Source organism: Halorubrum sp. AJ67, from assembly GCF_000513435.1.
Genome location: NZ_CBVY010000008.1, coordinates 48,411 through 49,934, shown reverse-complemented (window position 1 = coordinate 49,934; position 1,524 = coordinate 48,411). Strand labels below are relative to the sequence as shown.

Sequence of the window (1,524 nt, the reverse complement as noted above, 5' to 3'; positions counted from 1 at the left end):
CTTCGAGAACAGCGAGGGGAACCTCTCGAAGGCGAAACGGCGACCTCACGTTCCTCGCCGACTACGTGACGAGTTCGCGGCTCCAGCGCGACCTCTCGGACTCGACGGTCAAGCGCAACGTCGGCGCGGCGCTGGCGCACTGTCTCATCGGCTACTCGAAGGCCGCCGACGGACTCGGCAAGGTCGTCCCGAACGAGACCATCATGCGCGAGGAGCTGGACGCGACCCCCGAGGTGATCGGCGAGGCGGTCCAGACGATCCTGCGGCGCGAGGGCGACACCGAGGCGTACGAGCGCGTGAAGGCCCTCTCCCGCGGTCGGTCGGTGACGCTCGACGACTTCCGCGAGCTGTTCGACGACCTCGACGTCGACGACGCGGTCCGCGCGGAGCTGAAGGCGCTGACACCCGCCAGCTACACCGGCTTCGCCGACGAGCTCGTCGACGAGGTTGACGGGGGCGACGAGTAGGGCAGACCCCGAGACGAGACGCCACAAGAGGTTTGTCCCTCGGCACGAGAGACGCGATCGATGCCCTCCCAGAACGACGAGACGGAGTACTCCGTCTTCGACGACGACGAGCGCGACGACCGCCGCGACGGACGAGACGGGTCCGCCGAGCGAGGCCGCGACGCCCAGACCGACGACCGTCCGGCCTCGCTCGGCGGCGACGGCGAGGACGGCTGTCCGAAGTGCGGCGGGATCGAGACCGAGACCGACGAGATCGCCACCAGCGGCACGGGACTCACCAAGATGTTCGACGTCCAGAACCGCAGGTTCCTCGTGGTCTCGTGCGCGGACTGCGGCTACTCCGAGCTGTACAAGGGGCAGTCGTCCGGGGACGCGATCGACTTCTTCCTCGGGTAAGCAGGGACCGAGATTCCCCGGAGAACCGCGCGACGCGGAGCGACCGATTTTTGTCGGAGAACGAACCAGTCGTGGTATGGTCTCCCTCCGACCGCTCGCAGCCCTCCCCGTCGTCGGCGTCCTCGCCGACGGCCGCACGTATCGCCACCTGCTGTACCTGCTGGTCGCGCTCCCGCTCGCCTTCGTCCACTCGGGCGTGTTCTCGTTCGGGCTCGCCTTCGGGCTCCTCCTCACGCCGGTGCTCGTCGGCCTCGTCGTGCTGCTCGTGACCCTGATCGCCACGCGGCTGTTCGCCGCGTTCGAACGCTGGCTCGCCGACGCGCTGCTCGGGACCGACCTCGCGAAGCCGGACGACATCGCCGACGCCGACGGCGCGCTCGGCGGCGCGAGGAAGTACGTGGACGCCGCCTCGACGTGGCGGGGACTTGGGTTCCTCATGGCGAAGTTCTGGGTCGCCCTGTTCGGGTTCGTCCCGCTGCTCCTAATCGCCCGCGGGCTCCCGCTCGTCACCGCGCCGCTCCGGTACCCCCTCGTGGTCGAGTTCGGCGAGGTCAACGGCGAGCCGGCGACGTGGGCGATCGGGACGCAGCCGGAGGCGCTGGCGGCGGTCCCGCTGGGAATCGCCGCCGTCCTCGTCGGCCTCCACCTCGCCAACGCCGCC

2 protein-coding genes and 1 pseudogene are annotated in these 1,524 nt (G+C 69.8%); all 3 read left to right on the top strand.

All coding sequences use genetic code 11. The features are described from left to right. Positions 1-467 (top strand): annotated as a pseudogene (locus BN903_RS08525) (adenylosuccinate lyase); the annotation flags it as partial. Positions 468-527: 60 nt separating this feature from the next. Then, positions 528-863 (top strand): zinc ribbon domain-containing protein, encoded by a 336-nt coding sequence (locus BN903_RS08520; RefSeq protein ID WP_048077342.1) that lies wholly within the window; start codon positions 528-530, stop codon positions 861-863. 76 nt (positions 864-939) lie between these two features. Further along, on the top strand, positions 940-1,524 hold a 585-nt coding region (locus BN903_RS08515), incomplete at its 3' end, for a sensor domain-containing protein (RefSeq protein ID WP_048077341.1).